The organism is Variovorax sp. AB1(2024) (genome assembly GCF_037482385.2).
Lineage (GTDB): Bacteria > Pseudomonadota > Gammaproteobacteria > Burkholderiales > Burkholderiaceae_C > Variovorax.
Genome location: NZ_JBBHKP020000001.1, coordinates 2,717,551 through 2,741,159 on the forward strand (window position 1 = coordinate 2,717,551; position 23,609 = coordinate 2,741,159).

The following is a 23,609-nucleotide window of genomic DNA, read 5'->3' on the forward strand; positions in this document are numbered from 1 at the left end:
CCACGGTCGGCATGACGATGCCGCCCGGTCTTGCTTCGGGGGCGAAGCCGCCACGCGCGAAGTCTCCTTTCCAGCCCACGGAACGCTCCAGGACCGCACCCGCCGCCTACTATTCGCCACCCGAGCCTCCTTTGCCGCGCGCATCGCTGCTCGTGTGGATCATTGCGGCGCTGCTGCTCGCGCTGCTGGCGTGGGCCTGGCTCTTCAGGCTCGACGAAGTGTCCACCGGCGCGGGCAAGGTGGTGCCGTCGTCGCGCGAGCAGATGATCCAGTCGCTCGAGGGCGGCATCCTGGTCGACCTGAAGGTGCGCGAGGGCGACATCGTCGAGGAGGGGCAGGTACTCGCGCAACTCGACAGGACGAAGACCGAGTCGACCGTTCAGGAAAGCGCTTCGCGCGTGCGCGCCGCGCTTGCCACGTCGGCGCGGCTCACGGCCGAGGTGGGAGGCACTCCGTTGGTGTTTCCGCCCGAAGTGAGTTCCGACGCCGACCTGGTGCGCACGGAGACCGCGCTCTACCAGTCGCGCCGCGACCAGCTCGCGAGCAGCCTTTCGGGCGTGACGCAGGCGCTGGCGCTGATGCGCAGGGAGCTGGCCTTGACCGAGCCGCTGGTGGCTCGCGGCGCCGCAAGCGATGTCGAGGTGCTGCGCCTGAAGCGGCAGATCAACGAAGCCGAAACCAAGGCGGCCGACCTCAAGAGCCAGTACTACGTGAAGGCACGCGAAGACCTGGCCAGGGCCAACGCCGAGATCGAGGCGCAGCGCTCGGTCACGCGCGGGCGCTCCGACTCTCTCACGCGCCTGACCTTCGCGTCGCCGGTGCGCGGCATCGTGAAGGACATTGCGGTGACCACGGTGGGCGGCGTGCTGCCCCCGGGCGGCAGGCTCATGGCGATCGTGCCGCTCGACGAGAAGCTGCTGGTCGAAGCGCGCATATCGCCTCGCGACGTCGCCTTCATCCATCCGGGCCAGGAAGCGGCGGTGAAGGTCACGGCGTACGACTACGCCATCTTCGGCAGCCTGCCGGGTCGGGTGACGACGATTTCGCCGGACACCATCCAGGACGACGTGAAGCGCGACGTGTACTACTACCGCGTGTACATCCGCACCGACGCCGACCAGCTGAAGAACAAGAGCGGGGAGAGCTTTCCGATCGTGCCCGGCATGATCGCGAACGTCGACATCCACACGGGCAGCAAGTCGGTGCTGGACTATCTGCTCAAGCCGCTGAACAAGGCGCGCGAAGCCTTGCGCGAGCGCTGAAAGACCCGTATGAGAAGAGTGCCCATTCCGCGCCGCGGGCCCGCCATCACGCAACAGGCCTTGAACCTGCTGGGCGATGAGTTCCGAGCCGCTTTCGCGCAAGGCGACTTCATGCGGGCTTTGAAGTTCGCTACGCAGGCATGGGAGGCAACCCGCAGCCCGCAGCCCCTGGCCGACGTGGCACTGTGCCAGATGCGGCTGGGCCGGGCGATGCAGGCATACGACATCTATCACGGTGTCGTCGAGTACCTGAAGACTCCGAACGTCTATGACGGCCTCGCGGAGGCGGCGGGGCAACTGGGAAAGTGGAGGGAAGTGCGAGAGTTCGGCACCATATCCCTCGAGCTGAAGATCCTGGAGGCGGCGGAAGAAACGACAGCCGCAACCGCCGAATCGCCCGTGCTGCCGCGCTTCGACGAAATGCGTCGCGAGCGCAACGTCATTGCGTTCAGCCTGTTCGGCGGTGATCCGCGCTATTGCGAGATGGCGGTGCTCAATGTGCGGGCCGCGCGCGAGTTCTTTCCTGCGTGGGTCTGCCGCTTCTACGTCGATGCCTCGGTGCCGAGGTCCGTCTGCGAGCGGCTGCTGGCGGAGGGCGCGTCCGTCGTCGATGTGCGCTCCATCGGCGGTCACGACCTGCCGGGCACCATGTGGCGATTTCTCGCGCTCGACGATCCCGGTGTCGATCGCGTGCAGTTTCGCGACGCCGACTCGTTGTTGTCCACGCGCGACCAGGCGGCGGTGCGTGCATGGTGCGCCTCCGACCGCTGGTTCCATGTCATGCGCGACTACCACTCGCACACCGAACTGATGCTGGCCGGCATGTGGGGTGCGTGCCGGGGCGTCTTCACGGACATGGCGGGCGACATGCGCGCATACCTGAAGAGCCGGCCGTTCTCGTCGCGCTACGCCGACCAGCATTTCCTGCGCCACCGCATCTGGAAGGTGGCGGCGACCAGCATGCTCAGCCACGACGAGTGGTTCGACCTGTCCGGCAGCCAGCCTTTTCCCGCGCATGTGCCGATGACGGTGGATCCGCGCTATGCCCACGTGGGCGCCAACATCGGCTCGCCCTCCATGGAGGTTGCGCACTCCGCTCCCGATGGCACGCCGGTCCGTTGGACGCTGCACGACGCCTCGGGCGGGGCCGTTTGCACCTATTGCGCCGTCGTCAGGAACGGCCGCTACAGCGTCAGCATCCCCGCCCCCTATGCCGCGGAGATTGCAGCCGGCCGCTGGAGGGTCGTCTCGCGCGGCCTTCCCCAACCAGATCTGGAGGAAACACGATGTCCCTTGAAAACCTGAGTGGCGTAGACAGGCAGTTGCAGAAGGAAATTGGCGACTTCAACCTGATGTACATGCTCCTGGCGCAGAAGCTGGTGAAGCAGGACGAGGCGGTGGCGATGCGCCGCCTGGGCATCGGCAAGGATCTGGCGGAACTCCTTGCCAACATGTCGTCCGCGCAGATCGCGAAGCTGGCCGAGACGAATCTCATGCTTTGCAGCTTTCGTCCCGATGACGCGGCGATCGCGTCGAAACCGTACATGGCCTCAAGCAAGATCTGAGCTCCTGCGCAGTTCGGCCATGCGCGTTGCGACGCGCCGACGGCTCACGGCCGGAAGACTGGCCAGCTCGGCAGTTGCCGCTTCGGGCGGTACCACGCCCAATGGCGCCGCCACGAACAGCCAGTTGATGACGTGGAAGATGCTCTGCCATCCATGGATGGCGTAGTCCTGCACGTCCACGAGCCGCGGCGTGCGTTGCTGGAAACACTGCTTGAGCTCGGCGTAGCTGGCCGGCAGGGGCAGGGCCCCCACATCGCGCCAGAAGGCGGTGTCGCGCCGTGGGCAGTCGTAGTGCATGCGCAGGAAATCGCGGATGCCGGACCAGCATCGCGCGTTGGCCTCGTTGAAGCCTTCGATCAGGAAGCCTGACACCACGCCGTTGCTGGCGGTGACGATGCGCTCGAAGTTGCGCAGTTGCTCCAGCATCTGGCCGATGGAGGTCGCCTCCAGCGGTTCCACGAAACCTGAGGCCAGTCCGATGGTCGAGGCCGACGATTTCTCCATCGTCCAGCCTCAGGCTGCGTGCCATGCGCTGCTCGTCGCACACCAGCTCATCGACACGGGCCTGCTGGTGCATCACGCCGCGCGATACCGCCACGCGGCGCAGGTAGTCCGCCAGCTTGTGGCTGTCGAAATGGAACGAGGCCGACAGGCCCGAGCCCGGCCCTTGCCGCAGCATGGCCGCGGTCTCCTGCTGCGTCGCATTCGATGCGATCTCTGCAAAGCCCGGTATGTAGTGGTGCAGGCCGATGCCCTCGTGCACCATGCCCGAGAACAATGGGTGGAAGCCGCGCTCGATCCAGTCCGTCTCCGGCAGGCCGGGCCGGCCGAAGAGGTGGTAATAGCGGTCGTCCTCGGCGCCGGTACGCCAGCCTTCATAGGAAAAGCCAAGTTTGAAGGCCGCGCCGGTTTCCCGCACGAACTCGTCCAGGTCGATGCCGCATCGGTGCAGAGCCTCGACCAGGTTGAGCAGGCTGCCTTCTCCCACGCCGACGATGCCGATGTAGGGCGATTCGATCACCCGGACTTCGACCTGCCGCGCGAACATGCGGCGCAATGTCAGGGCTGCGAACCAGCCCGCGGTCCCGCCGCCGACGACGACGGCGCGGGACATGTTGCGAAGATTCAGCATGCAAGTGGTTCCATGGACATGGTCGAAAAGAAGGGCCCCCCGAAAGGGGCTCCTTTCTTCGTTCAGATGACCGAGATGCCCTGCTGGATCCAGATATCTCCCAGCGTGTTCGCCGAATCCATGGTGCTGTTGTGATAGATGTTGTAGTTCACTCCATCGACCGTCCTGGATCCGGTGTTGCTCCACTTGTCCGAACCATGCAGCAGCTGCACCGTATCGTCTGAATCGCCGGTAACGCGCAGATGACCCTGGCCCGTGCCATTCACCGTGCCCGTGCTGCTCTGCTGGTTCAGGACGTCGGAGAGCCGCAGCTTGAGGGCATTGCCCTTGTTGGCTGCGCCGGTGCCGAGATCGAAGTTCTCGAAGCCCTTCACCTTCAGCCCAAGCGCCGCCAGGTCCAGCGTGATGTTGGAGGCATCGACCACCAGGGTGTCTATGCCCAGGCCACCGTCCACCCGAACAACGCCGTTGATTTCTTCGATGTGGATCCTGTCGTTGCCCGCGCCGCCGTAGGCGCTGTCGCCTGTGCGCACGCCCGTGATGACGTCGTTGCCGGCGCCGCCGGAAAGCCTGTCCCGGCCATCGGTGGCCTTGATGACGTCGTCGCCGACCGTCAGCAGGTTGGTGAAGTTGAATGCGTCCGCATAGACCACCTCCAGGTAGCCCGTCGCCGCCGACCACGGCATGTCGTGGTATGGGGAACCGAGGGCCAGGTCGGCCTGTCCGTCGCCGTTCAGGTCGGACAGCGCCACGTTCACGCCCAGCATCGACCCGGAGTTCGCGTCGCCGTTCTGGCGATAGTTGGCGTCGAATACCGTTGCCGATTGGGTACCCCTGTAGGCCGCCGTGACACTCTGGAACCCGGAGTAGCCGCCTTGCTGGCCGTACAGGATGTAGACGGCACCGTTGTTGATGCCGCCCACGTCGGCCAGTGGCGCGCCGATGGCGATGTCGTCGATGCCGTCGCCGTTGAAGTCACCCACCGAAGTCCCGTTGCCGAACATCGCATCCGCCGTGCTGTCCGACGCCGTGATGACGAAGCCATCGGCGGACGAGAGGTTGGCGAGGTTGACGTTCGAGGCCGCTCCGCCGGCCTTGCCGTAGACCACGTAGACGCGGCCCGGCCCTCGTTGCTCTCCAGCGTCCGGCCCGAATTGCGGCGATCCGATGATCATGTCCGCGATGCCGTCCCCGTTGACGTCGCCCGAGGAGATGGGCATGCCCGTGTTCGACAGGTAGCCGTAGGGTTCCGGATCGATGTAGGTGCCCAGGTACTGGTTCGCCTGTTCGCCGTAGACGCGGAAGCCATTGCTGATGTTCGTGTAGTCGGTCTGCAGGCTGTAATCCTGCGGGAAGCCTTTCGACGTGCCGTAGATCACCTGGATGGCGCCGGCGTTATCGATGTTGCCAGCTGGATTCCTGGCGTTGTACATGCCGTAGGCGAAGTCCGCGTAGCCATCGCCGTTGATGTCCCCGATGTTCATCACGTTGGTGGGGTAGCCGTTCGTGTTGTCGTTGTAGATGATCGTGTGCGGTCGGGTGCTTTCCGTCGATGAGTTTCGGTTGTCCGAGACATAGCTCGCCGGACTCGAACCGGTGAAGCCGACGTAGTAGTTGGACCAGGCTGCCGAGCCCGCTGCGCCGGTGTGACCATAGAGGATGGCCGTGCCCGACGAGCCGGTGCCCCGCTGCCAGTCCTGCATGATGATGTCCGCGTACCCGTCGCCGTTCACGTCCACGAGCGCGCCGGCCGCGCCGAACCAGGTCGACCCGCCCTCGCGCTGCACGATCGCAACGCCGTTGCTGTCGCCGCCGGACGAGATGATGGTGCGCACATCCACGTTCACCGGAGCGGAGCCTGCACCCTCGGAAGACCTCCCGAAGATGACCCAGGCGCTGTTCAGGTTGTCGTCGTAGAGGATCACGTCCGAATAGCCGTCGCCGTTCACGTCGCCATAGCCCTGGACGGCGGTCAGGATGTTCGAGTCGGAGATATCGCCCGAAGTGAATATCTTCAGTCCGTCGGTTCCAGGCAGGTTCGAAACACTGCTCAGGTCCGGCAGCCCTTGCTTGCTGCCGTAGAGGATGTTGACGCTCCACTTGTTCGCGCTGCGCTCGGCCGACGATCCATGGGGCGCCACGACCGCGAAGTCGTTGTAGCCGTCGCCGTTGAAGTCGCCGATGGCCTGCACGTCGTAGCCGAAGTTGTCGGATTTGGTGGTGCCGGAAATCCGGCTGGTGCCGCCGCCCACCGTCACCACTGCCGGCGCGGAGGCGTTGCCGTTGTAGTCGCGTGCCACGGCCGTGACGATCGCGCCGATATTCACCGGCGCGGACGACGCGTCGATGCTCCACGCACCGTCGGCGGTGACCGTGGCCGTGAAGGGGAGCATGTAGTCGATCACGCCGTCGGCGTTCCTGTCGACGCTGAGCGTCACGGTGATCGGCCTCGTCGAGGTGGGCGAAACCGTTGGCGTGTCGGCGTCCGAGGTCGTTCCCGAAAAGCGGGTGCCGTCGCTCTTCTGGATGGTGACCTCGGGTGGGGTCGTGTCGGCGGCTTGCGAGCCCTTGCTCGACGCATTGCCGGCAAGGTCGTAGGCGACGGCGGAGACGACCGTGTTGGCGGCGATCGACGTCGATGGCGTCCAGGTCCAGTTGCCGTCGGCATCGGCGGTGACGCTCGCCTCGACAGACCCGTTGTTGCCCACGTCGATCGCGACCAGCGCGCCGGCTTCGGTCTTGCCCGCTACCAGTCTGCCGCCGACGCGCTGCAGATCGAGCCCGGGGGCGGTCCGGTCCACGGTCACGGCGACGAGGCTGGCCGCGGCCGTGCTGTTGCCGGCTGCATCGGTGAGGGTTGCGCGGAACAGGTACTTTCCGTCGGACAGGTTGCTTTGCGCAGCCGTGGTTGCCTTCCAGACCGTGCCGCCGTCGGTGGACACCTCATAGCTCGCGGCCGAGGTGTCGGCGCCGGTCAGAACGAGATCGAAGGTGTTGTCGTTGCTGTAGCGGTCGGAAGATTGATTGGCGGCCAGCGTGCCTGCAGCGGCGAAGCTGTCCAAGTAGTTGTCCAGGCCCAGGGTGGCCACGGGCGGTGGCACGGTGTCGACGGTGAACGCCAGCGGTGCCGACTTCGGCCCTTCGTTGCCGGCCGCGTCGACGTTGCTCACCGCCAGGCTGTGCGCGCCGTTGGCCAGCTCCTTGCCGGCTTCGGGCGTGAAACTCCAGTTGCCCGCGCCGTCGGCGCTGGCGGAGCCGATCAGCGTGCCGTTGTCGTAGATCCTGACCGTGCCGTTGGGCTCCGCTCCCGCGCCCTTCAACACAGGTCGGGTTTCGTTGGTCGTGCTGCCCGAGGCGATCGGGCCGGTGACCGGCGCGACGCCGTCCATCAAGCTGTCGATGGAAGGTGCCGAGGAGGGAGCCACCGTGTCGACTGCGAAGGCCAGCGGTGCCGACTTCGGCCCCTCGTTGCCCGCAGCATCGACATTGCTCGTGGTCAGGCTGTGCGCGCCGTTGGCCAGCTCCTTGCCGGCTTCGGGCGTGAAGCTCCACTTGCCCGAGGCGTCCGCCGTGGCGGTGCCGATGAGCGCGCCGTTGTCGTAGATCCTGACGGTGCCATTGGGCTCCGCGCCCGAGCCCTTCAGCTCGGGGCGGGCATCATTGGTCGTGCCGCCCGGGATGATCGGGCCGGTGACCGGCGCGACGTCATCCGTGACGCTGTCGATGGACGGCGCCGTGGAGGGTGCGACGGTGTCGACCGTGAAGGCCACGGGCGCCGACTTCGGTCCTTCGTTGCCTGCGGCGTCGACGTTGCTCACCGCCAGGCTGTGCGCGCCATTGGCCAGTTCCTTGCCAGCCTCGGGCGTGAAGCTCCACTTGCCCGAGGCGTCTGCCGCGGCGGTGCCGATCAGCGCACCGTTGTCGTAGACCCTGACGGTGCCGTTCGGCTCCGCGCCCGAGCCCTTCAGCTCGGGGCGGGCGTCGTTCGTCGTGCTGCCCGAGGTGATCGGGCCGGTAACCGGCGCGACGTCATCCGTGACGCTGTCGATGGACGGCGTCGTGGAGGGAACGACCGTGTCGACCGTGAAGGCCAGCGGCGTGGACTTCGGCCCCTCGTTGCCGGCCGCGTCGACGTTGCTCACCGTCAGGCTGTGCGCGCCGTTGGCCAGTTCCTTGCCGGCTTCGGGCGTGAAACTCCACTTGCCCGAGGCGTCCGCCGTGGTGGAGCCGATCAGCGCGCCGTTGTCGTAGATCCTGACGGTGCCGTTCGGCTGCGCGCCCGAGCCCTTCAGCTCGGGACGGGTGTCGTTGGTCGTGCTGCCCGAGACGATCGGGCCGGTGGCCGGTGCGACATCGTCCGTGACGCTGTCGATGGAAGGCGCACCAGTGGGCGCAACCGTGGCGACCGTGAAAGCCGTCGGTGCCGACTTCGGCCCTTCGTTGCCCGCGGCGTCGACGTTGCTCGCCGCCAGGCTGTGCGCGCCGTTGGCCAGTTCCTTGCCAGCCTCGGGCGTGAAGCTCCACTTGCCCGCCGCGTCCGCGGTGGCGCTGCCGATCAACGCACCGTTGTCGTAGACCCTGACGATGCCGTTGGGCTCCGCCCCCGCGCCCTTGAGCTCGGGACGGGTGTCGTTGGTCGTGCCGCCGGGGGTGACCGGGCCGGTGACCGGCTCCGTGTCGTCGATGAGGGCGTCGATCGAGGGCGCCGCCGTTGGAGCGACGGTGTCGACCGTGAACGCCAGCGGTGCCGACTTCGGCCCTTCGTTGCCGGCCGCGTCGACGCTGCTCACCGCCAGGCTGTGCGCGCCATTGGCGAGTTCCTTGCCCATCTCGGGCGTGAAGCTCCATTTGCCGGTGCCGTCTGCCGTGGCGGAGCCGATCAGCGCGCCGTTGTCGTAGACCCTGACGGTGCCATTCGGCTCGGCACCCGTGCCCTTCAGCTCGGGGCGCGCGTCGTTGGTCGTGCTGCCCGCGCTGATCGGGCCGACGACAGGTGCGACGTCGTCCGTGGCGCTGTCGATGGAGGGCGGCGTGGCTGGCGCCACCGTGTCGACGGTGAAGGTCACGGGGACCGACTTCGGCCCTTCGTTGCCAGGCGTATCGACGTTGCTCACCGTCAGGCTGTGCGCGCCGTTGGAGAGCTCCGATCCCGCCGCGGGGGTGAAGCTCCATGTGCCCGTGCCGTCGGCCGTGGCAGTGCCGATCAGCCTGCCGCTGTCGTAGATCCTCACGGTGCCGTTCGGCTCCGCGCCGGAGCCCTTGAGCTCGGGGCGGGTGTCGTTGGTCGTGCTGCCGGACGTGATCGGCCCGGTGACCGGCATCACGTCGTCCGTGATGCTGTCGATGGACGGTGCCGCCGAGGGAGCGCTCTGGTCGACGACGAGGGTGAAGACTGCCGAGGCGCCGCCGCGGTTGCCCGCCGCATCCTCGACGCGCGCGGTGTAGCTGTAGCTGGTGCCGTCGACGAGGCCGGTGTCCTGGAAGGTCCAGGTCGCGGCGCCCGTCATGGTGGCGGCGCCGAGGCGCACGCCGTCGCGGTACAGCGCCACCACTTCACCTGCGCCCAGCGTGCCTGCGAGCGTGCCGTTGAGCTGCGGCGCGGTGTCGTTGGTCTTGCTGCCGGATGCGAATGTGCCTTGCTGCGGGTCTTGGTTGTCGAGATAGCTCGTGATGGCCACCGCCTGCGTCGGCGCGGTCGTGTCGACCGTCAGCGTGAAGCGCGAGGAGGGCGCGCCTTCGTTGCCGGCGGCATCCGTGACGACCGCCATGTAGCTGTGCGTGCTGCCTTCGGCCAGCGTGGACGTGGCAAAGCTCCAGCGGGTGCCGGTCACGGTGGCGGTGCCCAGCAGCGTGGTGCCTTCGTAGACGCGCACTGTATCGGTGGCGCCGATGGCCGTGCCCAGTTCTCCGCGAAGCACGGGCGTGGTGTCGTCCGTGCTCGTGCCGCTGGCGAAGTCTCCCTGGATGGGCCCGACGTTGTCGGTGTAGGCGGTGATGGTCGTGGTCTGCGCGGGCGCGGACGTGCTCACGGTCAGCGTGAAGGCGCTCGAAGCCGCGCCCTGGTTGCCTGCCGCATCGGCTACCACCGCCTTGTAGGTGTGGGTGCTGCCGTTGGCCAGCGCGGGCGTGGCGAAGGTCCAGCTGGTGCCCGTGACCGTGGCGGTACCGAGCAGCGCCGTGCCTTCGTAGATCCGCACCACGTCGGTCGCGCCGATGGCTTCGCTCAGCGTGCCGCGCAGCAGCGGGGTCATGTCGTCGGTGGTGGTGCCGCTGGCAAAGTCGCCCCGGTTGGTGCCGACGTCGTCGGTGTAGGCGGTGATGGTCACGCTCTGTGCTGGCGGCGTGGTGTCCACGGTCAGCGTGAAGGCCGGGGAGGCTGCGCCGACGTTGCCCGCCGCGTCGGCGATTGCCGCGGTGTAGCTGTGGGTGCTGCCGCTGGCCAGGGCCGGAACGGCGAAGATCCAGCTCGTGCCCGTGACGGTGGCGGTGCCCAGCAGGGTCGTGCCTTCGTAGATCCGAACCACGTCGGTGGCGCCGATGGCCTCGCTCAGCTTGCCGTTGAGCACCGGTGCGGTGTCGTCGGTGCTCGTGCCGCTGGCGAAGTCGCCCCGGTTGGTGCCGATGTCGTCGGTGTAGGAAACGATGGTGACGGCCTGCGTCGGCACGGTGGTGTCCACCGTCAGCGAGAAGGCTCCCGAGGCCGTGCCCCTGTTGCCCGCGGCATCGGCGATTGCCGCCGTGTAGCTGTGGGTGCTGCCGTCGGCCAGAGCCGGCGTGGCGAAGGTCCAGGCGGAACCGGACACGGTGGCCGTGCCCAGCAGCGTGGTGCCTTCGTAGATCTGGACGACGTCGCCGGTCTTCAGGCCAGAGACGGTGCCCTTGAGCGTCGGCGTCGTGTCGTTCGTGCTGGTGCCGGTGCCGTACTCGCCGGTGTTGGGCGCGACGTCGTCGATGTAGGCGGTGATGGCGACGGCGTTGTCGGCAGTCGGTGCGCTGGTGTCGATGACGACGACTTGCGAGGTGGGCGAGCCCGCATTGCCTGCGGCGTCCACCACGCGTGCCAGGAACGTGTGGCTGCCATCGGCCAGGGCCGTGGCGGTGTTGTCGAACTGGTAGTTATCGCCGCCGACCAGCGAGGCCTTGTTCCAGGTCCTTCCGTTGTCCAGGGATATCTGCACCGTGGCGCCGGGCTCCATGGCCTTGTCGACTGTGACCGTGGCTACGAGCGTGCGATCGCTGGTGACGAAGTCGCTGCTGCTCGTGCCGGTGTCGGTGCCGATCGCGCTGAGCGTGGCCTTGGCGGTGGGTGGCGTGGTGTCGACGTTGACGACGAACGAGCCCGAGGGCTTGCTTTCGTTGCCCACGGGGTCGATGGAAGTGGTGGTGAGCTGGTGCGTGCCTTCTGCCAGCGGCGTGGTGGGGGTGAAGCTCCAACTGCCGTCGGCCTGCACCGTGGTGCTGCCGATGGGGCTGCCGTTGTCGTAGACCTTGATGACGTCCCCGGGCGTCGCTCCTGCGCCGGAGAGCGTGGGCGTGGTGTCGTCGCTGGCACCGCCGGTCGCGAGCGGGCCTTGCACCGAGCCGACGTCGTCCGTGGCCTTGGCGATGGTGGGCACGTTGGGAGCGGTGGTGTCGATGGTCAGGGCCAGCGTGGCTTCGCCCTTGGTGCCTGCCGCGTTCACCGCTGTGGCCGTGTACTTGTGCGCACCTTCGGCCTGCACCGGCAGCGCGAGGCTCCAGTTGCCGTTGGTGTCCGCCGTGGTGGAGCCCAAGGCGCTCGAGTCTTCCCTGATCGTGATGATGGAGCCGGCCGTTGCCGTGCCCACCAGGGTGGGCGTGGTGTCGTCCGTGACAGCGCCCGGGGCGAGGTTGCCCTGCTTGCTGCCCTGGTCGTCCACCGCATGGGTGATGCTGACGACGACGCCGGAGGTATCGACCGTGAAGCTCAGCGGTGCGCTGGCGGCACTGGTGTTGCCCGCGGCATCGGTGAGCGTGTGCGTGATGCTGTGCGCGCCTTTGGCAAGTGGCTTCTCGGGCGTGAGGCTCCAGGTGCCGTCGGCCTTGACGGCGGTGCTGCCGATGAGGGCGGCGCCGTCATACAGCTTGACGGTATCGCCGGCCCTGGCGCCGCTGCCGCTGAAGGTGGGCGATGCGTCGTCGGTGGAGCCGCCGGCGGGGATGGCGCCGGTGACAGCGCCCTGGTCGTCCGTGGCCACGACGGTGGCCGGAGTGGCCGGTGCCGTGGTGTCGAGCACGATGGGGTAGTCGCCCGTGGCCGGGCTGGCCTGGCCGGCGCCGTCCACGGCGATGGCCTTGAGGTTCTTGACGCCGTCGCCGCTCAGCGGGCTGGTGGTCACGCTCCAGGTGCCGTTGGCGGCCACGCTGGTCGAGCCCACGGCCACGCCGTCTGCATAGACGGTGACGACCGTGCCGACGGTACCGGTGCCGCTCAACGTGGGCGTGTTGTCGTCGGTGCTCGCGTTCTGCGCGATGCTGCCGCTGACGCTGCCCTTGTCGTCGCTCACGCCGGTGATGGCGGGAGCCGCGGGCGCGTCGCCCAGCAGGGTGAAGGTCGATGCGGGCGTGATGGCGCTGACGTTGCCCGCTGCATCCACGGCCTGCGCGGTGAAGCTATGCGGGCCGGTCGTCAGGGGCAGCGCGGGCGTGAAGCGCCAAGTGCCATCGGCGTTGACCGCCGTGCTGCCGATGAGCTTGCCGTTGTCGTAGACGTTGACGCTGGCGACCTGGGCCGGGTCTGCCTTGCCGATGTATTCAGGCTTGCTGTCGTCGGTCTGGGCGCCCGAGGCGATGGGCCCCTGCACGGCGCCCACGTCGTCCAGCACCTGGATCTTCGAGGCGTCCAGCGTCGCGGGCACCGTGGTGTCCACGTCGATCACGAGGGCGCCCGACTGGGGGCTCTCGTTGCCGGCCGCATCGGTCAGCGTATAGCTGAGGCGGTGCGAGCCTTCGGCCAGGGGCGCGCTCGGTGTCAGCGTGCCGCTCGCGGCGTCGTGGATTGCGGCGACCCTGGCTCCGTCCACATACAGCGACGGTGTCGAGCCGGACGCCACCGTGCCGATGTTGATGCCGGGCATCGCGTCGTCGGTGGTCGCGGCGGTGCTTGCCGGGCTCTGGATGGTGCCGACGTTGTCGGCATAGCTCGCCGGGACCTTCGGTGCCGTCGGCGCGGTCCTGTCGACCGTGACCACGAGTGCCGGGGCCTGCCTGCTCTCGTTGCCGGCCGTGTCGGTCAGCGTGTAGCTGATCCGGTGCTCGCCTTCGGCCAGGGGGGTGTTCGGTGTCAGCGTGCCGCTCACGGGGTCATAGCTCGCAGCGACCTTGGCGTCGTCCACGTACAGAGACGGCGTCAAGCCGCTGGACACCGGACCGATGTTGAGGCCGGGCGTGGCGTCGTCGGTGGTCGGCGCGGTGCTGGCCGGGCTCTGGATGGCGCCGACGTTGTCGGCGTAGCCTGCCGGAGTGGACGGCGCGCCTGGCGCGCCAGTGCGGACGGCGACGGACAGCGCAGGGGCCTGCCCGCTCTCGTTGCCGGCGGCATCGGTCAGCGTGTAGCCGATCTGGTGCGCGCCATCGCCGAGCGGGACGTTCGGTGTCAGCGTGCCTGCGACCGGGTCATAGGTCGAGGCGACCTTGACGCCATCGACATACAGCGAGGGTGTGAGGTCCGCGGATACCGGGCCGATGTTGAGTCCGGGCGTGGTGTCGTCGGTGGTCGCGGCATTGCTGGCCGGATTCTGGATCGCGCCGACGTTGTCGGCATAGCCGGTTGCCGCGACCGGCGTGCCTGGCGCGGTGGTGTCGACATTCACGACGAAGGCGCCCGAACGCGGACTCTCGTTGCCGACCGGGTCGATGGCCGTGGCGGTGAGCTGGTGCGTGCCTTCTGCCAGCGGCGTGGTCGGCGTGAAGCTCCAGCTCCCGTCGGCCTTGACCGTGGTGCTGCCGATGGCGCTGCCGTTGTCGTAGACCTTGATGACGTCGCCGGGCGTCGCCCCTTCGCCGGAGAGGGTGGGCGTGGTGTCGTCGCTGTAGCCGCCAGTCATGAGCCGGCCTTGCACGGAACCGACGTCGTCGGTGGCCTTGCCGATGGCGGGCACGTTGGGAGCGGTGGTGTCGATGGTCAGCGAGAGCGAGGCTTCGCCCTTGGTGCCCGCCGCGTTCACCGCGGTGGCCGTGTACTTGTGCGTACCTTCGACCTGCGCCGGCAGCGTGAGGCTCCAGTTGCCGTTGGTGTCCGCCGTGGTGGAGCCGAGCACGACCGATTCTTCATGGACGGTCACGATGGCACCGCGCGTTGCCTTGCCCACGAGCGTGGGCGTGGTGTCGTCCGTGAGTGCGCCGGGAGCGAGGTTGCCCTGCTTGCTGCCCTGGTCGTCCACCGCGTGGCCGACGCTGACGACGACATTCGCGGTGTCGACCGCGAAAGCCAGAGGGGCGCTGGCTGCGCTGGTATTGCCCGCGGCGTCTGTGAGGGTGTGGGTGATGCTGTGCGCGCCATCGCCCAGCGGTGTGCTGAGCGCGAGGCTCCACTTTCCATCGCTCGCCACAGCGGCGCTGCCGATGAGTGCGGCGCCGTCGTACACCTTGACGACGTCGCCGGCCTTGGCACCGCTGCCGCTGAAGGTGGGCGAGGCGTCGTCGGTGGAGCCGCCGGCGGGGATGGCGCCGGTGACCGCGCCCTGGTCGTCCGTGGCCACGACCGAAATGGGCGTGGCTGGCGGCGTGGTGTCCAGCACGATCGGATATGCACCCGTGGCCGGGCTGGCCTGGCCGGCGCCGTCCACGGCGATGGCCTTGAGGTTCTTGATGCCGTCGCCGCTCAGCGGGCTGGTGGTCACGCTCCAGGTGCCGTTGGCGGCCACGCTGGTCGAGCCCACGGCCACGCCGTCGGCATAGACGGTGACGACCGTGCCGACGGTGCCGGTGCCGCTGAGCGTTGGGGTGTTGTCGTCGGTGCTCGCGTTCTGCGCGATGCTGCCGCTGATGCTGCCCTTGTCGTCGCTCACGCCGGTGATGGCGGGAGCCGCGGGCGCGTCGCCCAGCAGGGTGAAGGTAGAGGCGGGCGTGGCGGCGCTGACGTTGCCTGCTGCATCCACGGCTTGCGCGGTGAGGCTGTGCGGGCCGGTCGTCAGGGGCAGCGCCGGCGTGAAGCGCCATGTGCCATCGGCGTTGACCGCCGTGCTGCCGATGAGCTTGCCGTTGTCGTAGACGTTGACGCTGGCGACCTGGGCCGGGTCTGCCTTGCCGACGTATTCAGGCTTGCTGTCGTCGGTTTGAGCGCCCGAGGCGATGGGGCCCTGCACGACGCCCACGTCGTCCAGCACCTGGATCTTCGAGGCGTCCAGCGTCGCGGGCGCGGTGGTGTCCACGCTGACCGTGAAGGCACCCGATGGCGCGCTCTCGTTGCCGGCCGGGTCGACGGCCGTGGTGGTGAGTCGATGCGTGCCTTCGGTCAGCGGGGTGGCCGGCGTGAAGCTCCAGCTACCGTCCGGCTGCACCGTCGTGCTGCCGATGGGGGTGGCGTTGTCATAGACCTTGATGACGTCGCCCGGCGTTGCGCCGTTGCCGGAGAGCGTGGGCGTGGTGTCGTCGGTGGAACTTCCGTTGGCGAGCGGGCCCTGCACGGAGCCCATGTTGTCGGACGCGGCGCCAATGGCCGGAATGGCCGGAGCGCTCTTGTCGACTGCCAGGGACAGCGCCGGTGCCGGCTTGCTCTCGTTGCCGGCGGTATCGGTCAACGTATAGCTGATCTGGTGCGCACCTTCGGGCAGGGCGGTGGTCGGCGTGAGCGTGCCGGTGACCGGGTCGTAGGTCGACGCGACCTTGGTGCCGTCGACATACAGCGCGGGCGTGAAGTCTTTGGTCACGGTGCCGATGTTGATGCCGGGCGTGGTGTCGTCGGTCGTCGGCGCGGTGCTGTTCGGGCTCTGGACGGCGCCGACGTTGTCGGCATAGCCGCTTGCCGCAACCGGAGCGGCCGGAGCGTTCGTGCTGACGGTAACGGCGAGTGCGGGCGCCGGCTTGCTCTCGTTGCCGGCGGCGTCGGTCAGCGTGTAGCCGATCTGGTGCGCGCCGTCGCCGAGAGGGACGTTCGGTGTCAGCGTGCCTGCGACCGGGTCATAGGTCGAGGCGACCTTGATGCCGTCGACATACAGCGAGGGTTTGAGGTCTGCGTCCACCGTGCCGATGTTGATGCCCGGCGTGGTGTCGTCGGTGATCCTGGCGGTGCTGGCCGGGCTCTGGATGGCGCCGACGTTGTCGGCATAGCCGGTTGCCGCGACTGGCGTGCCTGGCGCGGTGGTGTCTACGTTGACGACGAATGATCCCGAAGGCTTGCTTTCGTTGCCCACGGGGTCGATGGAAGTGGTGATGAGCTGGTGCGTGCCTTCTGCCAGCGGCGTGGTGGGCGTGAAGCTCCAGCTTCCGTCGGCCTGCACCGTGGTGCTGCCGATGGGGCTGCCGTTGTCGTAGACCTTGATGACGTCCCCGGGCGTCGCTCCTGCGCCGGAGAGCGTGGGCGTGGTGTCGTCGCTGGCACCGCCGGTCGCGAGCGGGCCTTGCACCGAGCCGACGTCGTCCGTGGCCTTGGCGATGGTGGGCACGTTGGGAGCGGTGGTGTCGATGGTCAGGGCCAGCGTGGCTTCGCCCTTGGTGCCGGCGGCGTTCACGGCGGTGGCGGTGTACCTGTGCGCACCTTCGGCCTGCACTGGCAGCGCGAGGCTCCAGTTGCCGTTGGTGTCCGCCGTGGTGGAGCCCAGGGCGCTCGAGTCTTCCCTGATCGTGATGATGGAGCCGGCCGTTGCCGTGCCCACCAGGGTGGGCGTGGTGTCGTCCGTGACGGCGCCCGGGGCGAGGTTGCCCTGCTTGCTGCCCTGGTCGTCCACCGCGTGGGTGATGCTGACGACGACGCCGGAGGTATCGACCGCGAAGCTCAGCGGTGCGCTGGCGGCGCTGGTGTTGCCCGCGGCATCGGTGAGCGTGTGCGTGATGCTGTGCGCGCCTTTGGCAAGTGGCTTCTCGGGCGTGAGGCTCCAGGTGCCGTCGGCCTTGACGGCGGTGCTGCCGATGAGGGCGGCGCCGTCATACAGCTTGACGGTATCGCCGGCCCTGGCGCCGCTGCCGCTGAAGGTGGGCGAGGCGTCGTCGGTGGAGCCGCCGGCGGGGATGGCGCCGGTGACAGCGCCCTGGTCGTCCGTGGCCACGACGGTGGCCGGAGTGGCCGGCGCCGTGGTGTCGAGCACGATCGGGTAGTCGCCCGTGGCCGGGCTGGCCTGGCCGGCGCCATCCACGGCGATGGCCTTGAGGTTCTTGACGCCGTCGCCGCTCAGCGGGCTGGTGGTCACGCTCCAGGTGCCGTTGGCGGCCACGCTGGTGGAGCCCACGGCCACGCCGTCGGCATAGACGGTGACGACCGTGCCGACGGTACCGGTGCCGCTCAACGTGGGCGTGTTGTCGTCGGTGCTCGCGTTCTGCGCGATGCTGCCGCTGACGCTGCCCTTGTCGTCGCTCACGCCGGTGATGGCGGGGGCCGCGGGCGCGTCGCCCAGCAGGGTGAAGGTGGAGGCGGGCGTGGCGGCGCTGACGTTGCCTGCTGCATCCACGGCCTGCGCGGTGAAGCTGTGCGGGCCGGTTGCCAGGGGCAGCGCCGGCGTGAAGCGCCATGTGCCGTCGGCGTTGACCGCCGTGCTGCCCAGCAGCATGCCGTTGTCGTAGACATTCACGCTGGCCACTTGTGCAGTGTCCGCCTTGCCCGCGTAGGTGGGCTTGCTGTCGTCGGTCTGTGCCCCGGAAGCGATGGGGCCCTGCGTCGAACCCACGTCGTCCAGCACCTGCAGCACCGAAGCGTCGAGCGCCGGGGGCGGCGTGATGTCCATGCTGACCACGAGAGCGCCCGAAGGCGCGCTCTCGTTGCCGGCCGCATCGGTCAGCGTGTAGCTGAGGCGGTGCGAGCCCTCGGCCAGCGGCGCGTTCGGTGTCAGCGTGCCTGCGGCCGGGTCATATGTCGCTGCGACCTTGGTGCCGTCGACATACAGCGAAGGCGTCGTGTCGGCGGGTACCGTGCCGATGTTGAGCCCGGGCATGCTGTCGTCGGTGCTCGGCGCGGTGCTGGCCGGGTTCCGTACGGTGCCGATGTCGTCGGCATAGCTCGTCGGCATGACCGGCGCGACCGGGGCGGTCTTGTCGACGACGACGGCAAGCGCCGGCGCCTGGGCGCTCTCGTTGCCGGCCGTATTGGTCAGCGTGTAGCTGAGGCGGTGCGCGCCTTCTGCGAGCGGGGCATCCGGCGTCAGCGTGCCGAGGGCCGGGTCATAGGTCGCGGCGACCTTGGTGCCGTCGACGTACAGCGAAGGCGTGGAGCCGGATGGCACCGGTGCGATGTTGAGTCCCGGCGTGGCGTCGTCGGTGGCCGGCGCGGTGCTGTTCGGGCTCTGGACGGCGCCCACGTTGTCGGCATAGCCGCTTGCCGCAACAGGCGCGGCCGGAGCGTTCGTGCTGACGGTGACGGCGAGCGCGGGCGCCTGCATGCTCTCGTTGCCGGCGGCGTCGGTCAGCGTGTAGCCGAGCTGGTGCGCGCCGTCGCCGAGCGGGACATTGGGCGTCAGCGTGCCTGCGACCGGGTCATAGGTCGAGGCGACCTTGGTGCCATCGACATACAGCGAGGGCGTGAGGCCGTTGAGCAGCGTCCCGATGTTGATGCCCGGCGTGGTGTCGTCGGTGATCCTGGCGGTGCTGGCCGGGTTCTGGATGGCGCCGACGTTGTCGGCATAGCCGGTTGCCGCGACCGGCGTGGCCGGAGCGACGGTGTCCACGGTGATCACGAAGTCGCTCGACGGCTTGCTCTCGTTGCCCACGGGATCCGTGGCCGTGGTCGTGAGCCGGTGCGCTCCCTCGGCCAGCGGCGTGGTGGGCGTGAAGCTCCAGCTGCCGTCGGCCTTGACCGTGGTGCTGCCGACGGCGCTGCCGTTGTCGTAGACCGTGATGGCATCGCCGGCGGTTGCGCCGCTGCCGGTGAGCGTGGGCGTGGTGTCGTCGCTGGCGCCTCCGTTCGCGAGGGGGCCCTGCAACGTGCCCACGTCGTCCGTGGCCTGGTCGATGGCAGGAATCTTCGGCGGCGTGGTGTCGATGGTCAGGCCGAGGATGGCCTGCCCGTTGGTGCCGGCGGCGTTCACCGCGGTGGCCTTGTATTCGTGTGCACCCTCGGCCTGTTCCGGCAGCGTGAGGCTCCAGTTGCCGCTGGCGTCCGCCGTGGCGGAGCCGAGAACTGCAGCGCCTTCGGTGACCGTGACGACCGCGCCGGCCGTGGCCTTGCCCGCGAGCGTCGGTGTGGTGTCGTTGGTGAGCCCGGCAATCTGCCTTGCTCCGCGCCCCGACGTGCGCTCCTGGGCCTGCTTGACGCTGACGATGACGTCGGAGGTGTCGACCGTGAAAGCCAGCGGCGCGCTGGCGGCGCTGGTGTTGCCCGCGGCATCGGTGACCGTTTGCGTGATGCTGTGCAGGCCCGCGCCCAAGGACGCGGCGGGCGTGACGCTCCAGCCGCCATCGGTCGCGACCGTGGCGCTGCCGATGAGGGTGGCGCCGTCGTACACCCTGACGGTGTCTCCGGCCTTGACGCCGCTGCCGCTGAAAGTGGGCGAGACGTCGTCCGTGGTGCCGCCGGACGCGACCGTGCCTTGCACCGCGCCAACCTTGTCCGTTGCCACGACCACGCCCGGGGTGGCGGGAGGCGCGGTGTCGAGCACGATCGGATAGATGCCCGTGGCAGGACTGGCCTGGCCCGCGCCGTCGACCGCGATGGCGCTCAGGTTCTTGACCCCGTCGGCACCCAGCGGGTCGGTGGTCACGCTCCAGGTGCCATTGGCGGCCACGCTGGCCGAGCCCACGGCAACGCCGTCGGCGTACACGGTCACGACCGTGCCGACGGAGCCGGTGCCGCTGAGCGTGGGGGTGTTGTCGTCGGTGCTGGTGTCCTTGGCGATGTTGCCGGTCACGCCGCCCCTGTTGTCGCTCACGCCGGTGATGGCCGGTGCCGCGGGCGCGGTGCCCAGCAGCGTGAAGGTCGAAGCGGGCGTGAGGGCGCTGGCATTGCCCGCCGCATCCACGGCCTGCGCGGTGAGGCTGTGCGCGCCCGTGGACAGCGGAAGCGCGGGCTCGAAGCGCCAGGTACCGTCCGCGTTCACGGCAGTGCTGCCGATCAGCGAGCCGTTGTCGTAGACGTTGATGCTCGACACCTGCGCGGGGTCGGCCTTGCCGGTGTAGGTCGGCCGGCTGTCGTCGGTCTGTGCGCCGGAGGCGATGGGCCCCTGCACGGCGCCCACGTCGTCCAGCACCTGGATGAGCGAGGCGTCCGGCCGCGAGGGCGGCGTGGTGTCCACGTCGACCGTGAAGTCGCCCGAACGCGGGCTTTCGTTGCCGGCGGCATCGATGGCCGACGTGCTGAGGCGATGCGTGCCTTCGGCCAGCGGCGTGGTCGGCGTGAAGCTCCAGCTGCCATCGGCCAGCACCGTCGCGCTGCCGATGGGGCTGGCGTTGTCGTAGACCCTGATGACGTCGCCTGGCGTTGCGCCGCTGCCGGTCAGCGTGGGCGTGGTGTCGTCGGTCGAACTGCCGCTCGTCAACGGGCCCTGCACCGAACCGACGTCGTCGATGGCCTTGGCGATGGAGGGCGCGGTCGGTGCCGTCGTGTCGATGGTGAGCGAGAGCGAGGCTTCGCCCTTGGTGCCTGCCGCGTTCACCGCGGTGGCCGTGTACTTGTGCGTGCCTTCGGCCTGTGCCGGCAGCGTGAGACGCCAGTTGCCGTTGCCATCCGCCGTGGTGGAACCGATGACAGTCGCGTTTTCCGTGACGGTCACGACGGCCATGGCCGTTGCCGTGCCCACGAGCGTGGGAGTGGTGTCGTCGGTGAGAGCCCCTGGAGCGAGGTTGCCTTGTTTGCTGCCCTGGTCGTCCACCGCGTGGCCGACGCTGACCACAACATTCGATGTGTCGACCGTGAAAGCCAGCGGCGCGCTGGCGGCGCTGGTGTTGCCCGCGGCATCGGTGAGCGTGTGCGTGATGCTGTGCGCGCCCTGGCCCAGGGGTTTGTCCGGCGTGAGGCTCCAGCTGCCGTCGGCCTTGACCGCGGTGCTGCCGATGGGGGTGGCGCCGTCATACAGCTTGGCGATGTCCCCGGTCCTGGCGCCGGTGCCGCTGAAGGTGGGCGATGCGTCGTCGGTGGAGCCGCCGGCGAGGATGGCGCCGGTGACTGCGCCCTGGTCGTCCGTGGCCACGAGGGTGGCCGGTGTCGCCGGCGCCGTGGTGTCGAGCACGATCGGGTAGTCGCCGGTTGCGGGGCTGGCCTGGCCCGCGCCGTCGACTGCGATGGCGCTCAGGTTCTTGACGCCGTCGCCGGTCAAAGGATCGGTCGTGACGCTCCAGGTGCCGTTGGCGGCCACGCTGGCCGAACCCACGGCCACGCCGTCGGCGTACACGGTGACGACCGTGCCGACGGTGCCCGTGCCGCTCAGCGTGGGGGTGTTGTCGTCGGTGCTGGCATCTTTGGCGATGTTCCCGTTGATGCTGCCCTTGTTGTCGCTCACGCCGACGATGGCCGGCGCGGCAGGGGCATCACCCAGCAGGGTGAAGGTGGACGCCGGTGTGAGAGGGCTGGCGTTGCCTGCCACATCGACCGCTTGCGCGGTGAAGCTGTGCGCACCGGTGGACAGGGGCAGTGCGGGCGTGAAGCGCCAGGTGCCGTCGGCGTTCACCGCCGTGCTGCCGATCAGCGTGCCGTTGTCGTAGACCCTGACGCTCGAAACTTGCGCCGGGTCGGCCTTGCCCACGTATTCCGGCTTGCTGTCGTCGGTCTGCGCACCCGCCGCAATGGGGCCGCGCACGGCGCCTATGTCGTCCAGCACCTGGATGACGGAGGCTTCCAGCGCCGCAGGCGGCGTGGTGTCCACCTCGACCGTGAAGGCGGCCGAAGGCCTGCTCTCGTTGCCGGCGGGGTCGACGGCGGTGGTGGTGAGCCGATGCGTCCCCTCCGGCAGAGGCTTGGGCGGCGTGAAGCTCCAGCCGCCGTCGGCCCTGACCGTCGTGCTGCCGATGGCGCTTCCGTTGTCGTAGACCTTGATGACGTCGCCCGGCGTTGCGCCGCTGCCGGTCAGGGTGGGCGTGGTGTCGTCGGTGATGCCGCCACTGGCGAGCGGCCCCTGCACCGGGCCCATGTCGTCCGAGGCAGCACCGATGGCAGGCGCGCCGGGAGCGCTGGTGTCGAGGCGGACGTTTCCTGTCGTCACCGGTGGGGAAACGTTGCCGGCCATGTCGCGGCTGGTTGCGCTCACGCTGATCGCGTCGCCTTCCACCGGATTGGCGAAGGAGGCGTTGACAAAGCCGTTGGCGACGTCCGCTGCGGTCAGGGTGATGCTGGACGAGGCCGTGCCTGCAGCAAGTGTGATGACGTCGCCCGCGGTCGCGCCGGACACCAGCGTGACCTGCACCGTCACATCGGCGCCTTTCTCGCTGGCGTTGATGAAGCCATCCTTGTTGGCGTCATTGAGGATGGCGATGCCGATGACCGGCGGCTTGCCGTCGACCGCGGCCGTGGCCTCGGGGCTGGCGTTGCCGGCTGCATCGGTGGCGACGGCGTGCAGAGCCGTGCCGTCCTTCGGCGGATTCGCCGGGGCGATGGTGTACGTGCCGTCGGACGCGGCGGTGGTGCTGCCGATGATGTTGCCCGAGTCGTCCTTGATGGTGATCACGGAGCCGGCTTCGGCCAAGCCTGTGATCAGCTTGCCGTTGGTCGGATTGATCGTGGGAGCCGCGGGCGGAATGGTGTCGCCCGGTGCCGGCAGCGCAGAGGGGAAGACGAACGCCTGAAAGTCGTCGCCCCTGCTGGCGAAGGCAACTCCTCCCGCCAGAGCGCCGCCAACCAGAAAAGGCACGAGGCCGAGCTCGAAGTCCTGGTGCAGCAGCAATGGCTCGATGGAATCGATATCCAAGTACTCCACCGCCAGGTCGCCCTGGTTGTCGCTGATTTCGGCGAGCCACATGCCCTCTTGATCGTCGTTCAGTACCAGGTCGTTCCTGTTTCCGTCGAAAGCGGTGAAGAAGTCATGAATGGTGATGACCTCGCCCGAAACAGCGGTCACGACCAGATCATTGCCGACACGACGCATGCCTTTGATCCTGTCACTCGACAGGCCAATTCGAACGACCGAGGCCGCTTTCAAGGAGACCTCGTTCACCAGGATTTGGCTGACTTCTCCACCACGCTTAGCAATTACTTCCAACGAAAACATCTTCTATTCCCTGCTTTTTAAATCCGAGATCAATTACTTCTTTTGAACGCAATTGAATGGGTGCGATATGTGCTGCTGCCAACCAGGGGTTGCCCTCGGGCTGGGCTTCCGAGCGAGATCGGCACACCCTTTCAGATCGTTCGGACAGCGCAATGTAGTGGGTTACATTGCGTTCTGAATATTTCAATCATTGAAGGCAGATGACAATCGCGACCACCAAATTTATTCTTGTGGGGGTGCGATTCAAAGTAATCGTGAAAAAGAGCACGAAACAAAACTGATGCTGAGCGCTCCCTGAATTATTTATTGCACGTTCATTGCAATTTTTGAAATATTCAAAGAACGCAGTGAA

5 protein-coding genes and 1 pseudogene are annotated in these 23,609 nt (G+C 68.2%); 3 read left to right on the forward strand and 3 right to left on the reverse strand.

All coding sequences use genetic code 11. The annotated features are described in order from the left end of the window. The first annotated feature begins 131 nt into the window (after positions 1 to 131). From WIX39_RS12635 to WIX39_RS12645, 3 genes are read left to right on the forward strand one after another with little or no spacing between them, the layout of a single operon-like run. Positions 132 to 1,262 (forward strand): HlyD family efflux transporter periplasmic adaptor subunit, encoded by a 1,131-nt coding sequence (locus WIX39_RS12635; protein WP_409195107.1) that lies wholly within the window; start codon positions 132 to 134, stop codon positions 1,260 to 1,262. Positions 1,263 to 1,322: 60 nt separating this feature from the next. Continuing rightward, complete coding sequence (locus tag WIX39_RS12640) at positions 1,323 to 2,567, forward strand: tetratricopeptide repeat protein (protein WP_409195108.1); 1,245 nt, start codon at positions 1,323 to 1,325, stop codon at positions 2,565 to 2,567. Next, entirely contained in the window at positions 2,549 to 2,827 is a 279-nt protein-coding gene (locus tag WIX39_RS12645) for a flagellar transcriptional regulator FlhD (protein WP_106935159.1), read from the forward strand. Before WIX39_RS12640 ends, WIX39_RS12645 begins: the two co-directional genes overlap by 19 nt. On the opposite strand, the gene WIX39_RS12650 is transcribed toward WIX39_RS12645, so the two are convergent. The 3 genes and pseudogenes from WIX39_RS12650 to WIX39_RS12660 form a co-directional block, all read right to left on the reverse strand. Then, the gene (locus WIX39_RS12650) at positions 2,813 to 3,331 is read right to left on the reverse strand and encodes a tryptophan 7-halogenase (RefSeq protein WP_409195109.1); all 519 of its coding nucleotides are present in this window, start codon (positions 3,329 to 3,331) and stop codon (positions 2,813 to 2,815) included. The genes WIX39_RS12645 and WIX39_RS12650 overlap by 15 nt on opposite strands. 37 nt (positions 3,332 to 3,368) lie before the next feature. After that, a pseudogene (locus tag WIX39_RS12655) lies at positions 3,369 to 3,959 on the reverse strand (tryptophan 7-halogenase); the annotation flags it as partial. Positions 3,960 to 4,021: 62 nt separating this feature from the next. Further along, a complete protein-coding gene (locus tag WIX39_RS12660; protein ID WP_409195110.1) occupies positions 4,022 to 23,257 on the reverse strand; it encodes an Ig-like domain-containing protein in 19,236 nt (6,411 codons plus the stop codon). Positions 23,258 to 23,609 lie beyond the last annotated feature (352 nt).

Excerpts from the sequence above, each read along its gene's own strand:
- WIX39_RS12645 (WP_106935159.1), top strand. The coding sequence starts at position 2,549 with ATGTCCCTTGAAAACCTGAGTGGCGTAGACAGGCAGTTGCAGAAGGAA.
- WIX39_RS12650 (WP_409195109.1), bottom strand. The coding sequence starts at position 3,331 with ATGGAGAAATCGTCGGCCTCGACCATCGGACTGGCCTCAGGTTTCGTG.
- WIX39_RS12660 (WP_409195110.1), bottom strand. The coding sequence starts at position 23,257 with ATGTTTTCGTTGGAAGTAATTGCTAAGCGTGGTGGAGAAGTCAGCCAA.